Below are 2,413 nucleotides of genomic sequence, written 5' to 3' on the forward strand. Positions count from 1 at the left end.
GTGGTCGCCCACCCCGTGTCCCCGGGGGACTACTCGGCGGCGGGAGGGGTCTTGCGCGCGACGGGGGTGGCGGGGGTCGCGGAGGTACGGCGCGGAGCGGTCTTCCGGGCGGCGGGCTTGTCGCTCTCGCCCTGGGCGGGCTCCGCCGACGCCGTGGACCGCTTCGCCGCGGCCCGGGTCCGGGCCGTCTTCGTCCGGCCGGACCGGGAGGCCTTGTCCGCCTCCGGCTCCACGGCGACCGCGATCTCGGTGATCTCCTCGGCCGCCTCACCGCGCCAGGCCCGTACGGTCTGCTCACCGTGCTCGGCGACCCGCTCGTAGGTCTCCCGGGCCTTCACCGCGTACTCGGCGGCCACGCCGACCCCGCGCAGCGCGAGGTCCTGGGCGTTCTCGCCCAGCTTCTTGAGGTCGGAGTCGAAGCCCCCGAGGACCTCGGTGACCTTGGCCTGCACGGTGGCCTGCGCCTCCTTGGCCTGGACGCTCACCTTCTCCTGCACGGCCTTGGGGTCGGTGTTCCGTACGGCCTCGATGCGTCCGGGCGCCTCGGCGGCGAGCTGCTCCAGGAGCGCGGGCACCTTCTTGGCCCCCCGCACGGCGAGGTCGGCGGTTCCGGCGGCGAAGTAGAGGGGGGTCGGGTCGCTGAGGGTCTTGCGCAGGTCGTCGGTGATGGCCATGACTGTGGTCCTCCGGAAGGCGGTTCAGTGTGAGGGTTGGCCGGCATCGCCGCTGCCGTCGGCCGTGCGGGGGCCGTCAGCGGTGGTGTCAGGTTCCGCGGCGGTGTCCGTGGCGGCGTCGGCCGCGGTCTCCGTACGGGCGTCATCCCGACGCCCTCCGGCACGGTCGCCGTCGTGAGACTCACCGTCGCGGTCGTGCTCCGAGCCCAGGGGGTCGCCCGTGACCTCGAATCCGTTCTCCTTGCGGAAGGATTCGTAGATCTGGAGCAGTACGGCCTTCTGCCGTTCGTTGATCGAGGGGTCGGCGATGATGACCGAACGCGTCTCCAGCTCGTCCCGGTCCCGCTCGTCGAGGATCCCGGCCCGCACGTACAGCGTCTCGGCGGAGATCCGCAGCGCCTTGGCGACCTGCTGGAGCACCTCCGCGCTCGGCTTGCGCAGCCCGCGCTCGATCTGGCTCAGATACGGATTGGACACCCCGGCGGCGTCGGCGAGCTGCCGCAGGGAGAGCTGGGCGTTCCGCCGCTGCTCGCGCAGGTACTCGCCAAGGTTGCCGACGTTGAGTGATGCCATGCCCCGATGGTGCACCCGCTTGCTAACTATTGCAAGCAAGTGCTTGCAATAGTGTTTCGCGTAACAGTGCGGGCCATCACTCAACCGTGTGACCCCCTGGGGGCGTGCGCCGATCCCGGACGGAGCCCCTGGGGGCACGGCCCGCCGCGCGACACCCTGGGCGCGTGCGGCCGGGCGGGGCGCGGCCGTGCGGGTCCGTGGCCGCGGGCGGCGGGGAGGAGGGAGGGGCCGATGGACGGAAGCGGCCGGTACCGTCCCGGTATGGCTCTCTCCGATCTCGTCCGGCTGCGCCAGGTCCGCGACCTCATGGACCGCGAGTACGCGCGACCCCTGGACGTCGCCGCGCTGGCGCGCGCCGCCCTGATGTCGCCGGGCCACTTCTCGCGCAGCTTCCGCGCCGCCTTCGGCGAGACCCCGTACAGCTATCTCATGACCCGCCGGATCGAGCGCGCCAAGGCGCTGCTGCGACGGGGGGACATGACGGTCACGGAGGTGTGCATGGCGGTCGGCTGCACCTCGCTCGGATCGTTCAGCACGCGGTTCACGGAGCTGGTCGGGGAGAGCCCGAGCGCGTACCGGGCACGTGACCATGGCGACGGGGCCGCGATCCCGGCCTGTGTCGCCAAGCTCTACACCCGACCGGTCAGGAACGGAGAAGCGCGCCATACCGGCCGCCCGTAGCGTGGTGGGCATGGACATCACGTTTGGTCAGTGCTTCATCGCCGTCGACGACCACGACAAGGCCCTCTCCTTCTACCGCGACGCGCTCGGGCTGGAGGTGCGCAACGACGTCGGCTTCGAGGGGATGCGCTGGGTGACCGTGGGCGCGCCGTCCCAGCCGGATGTGGAGATCGTGCTGGAGCCGCCGCTCGCGGACCCGAACGCCACGGACGCCGACCGGAAGGCGGTGGCCGAGCTGATGGCCAAGGGACTGCTGCGCGGCGTCATCTTCCGTACCGATGACTGCGACGCCGCGTTCGAGCGGATCAGCGGCTCGGGCGCCGAGGTGCTCCAGGAGCCGATGGACCAGCCGTACGGCGTCCGGGACTGCGCCTTCCGCGACCCGGCCGGGAACGCGGTCCGGTTCATCCAGCCGCGCGGATAGAGGGTGCGGAAGGACCGGTAACCGGCCGGGCGGTCCCGCTGCGCCGCAGCAACGTGGACAC

The 2,413-nt window shown here is 71.9% G+C and carries 4 protein-coding genes; 2 read left to right on the forward strand and 2 right to left on the reverse strand.

All coding sequences use genetic code 11. The features are described from left to right. Positions 1–29: 29 nt before the first annotated feature. Complete coding sequence (locus ACFVIM_RS34580) at positions 30–674, reverse strand: hypothetical protein (protein WP_384310202.1); 645 nt, start codon at positions 672–674, stop codon at positions 30–32. 24 nt (positions 675–698) lie between these two features. Beyond that, positions 699–1,247 carry a helix-turn-helix domain-containing protein gene (locus ACFVIM_RS34585; RefSeq protein WP_384310205.1) on the reverse strand — a complete coding sequence of 183 codons (549 nt, stop codon included), beginning with the start codon at positions 1,245–1,247 and terminating at the stop codon, positions 699–701. A 261-nt stretch (positions 1,248–1,508) separates the two neighbouring features. Here ACFVIM_RS34585 and ACFVIM_RS34590 point away from each other — a divergent pair, with 261 nt between their 5' ends. After that, complete coding sequence (locus tag ACFVIM_RS34590) at positions 1,509–1,928, forward strand: helix-turn-helix transcriptional regulator (RefSeq protein WP_384310207.1); 420 nt, start codon at positions 1,509–1,511, stop codon at positions 1,926–1,928. Between the two features lie 10 nt (positions 1,929–1,938). Then, positions 1,939–2,352 carry a VOC family protein gene (locus ACFVIM_RS34595; protein ID WP_384310210.1) on the forward strand — a complete coding sequence of 138 codons (414 nt, stop codon included), beginning with the start codon at positions 1,939–1,941 and terminating at the stop codon, positions 2,350–2,352. The last annotated feature ends 61 nt before the right edge of the window (positions 2,353–2,413 follow it).

The organism is Streptomyces sp. NPDC057638 (assembly GCF_042800315.1).
Lineage (GTDB): Bacteria > Actinomycetota > Actinomycetes > Streptomycetales > Streptomycetaceae > Streptomyces.

Coding starts and splice junctions, on each gene's coding strand:
- ACFVIM_RS34580 (WP_384310202.1), bottom strand. CDS start 674: ATGGCCATCACCGACGACCTGCGCAAGACCCTCAGCGACCCGACCCCC.
- ACFVIM_RS34590 (WP_384310207.1), top strand. CDS start 1,509: ATGGCTCTCTCCGATCTCGTCCGGCTGCGCCAGGTCCGCGACCTCATG.
- ACFVIM_RS34585 (WP_384310205.1), bottom strand. CDS start 1,247: ATGGCATCACTCAACGTCGGCAACCTTGGCGAGTACCTGCGCGAGCAG.
- ACFVIM_RS34595 (WP_384310210.1), top strand. CDS start 1,939: ATGGACATCACGTTTGGTCAGTGCTTCATCGCCGTCGACGACCACGAC.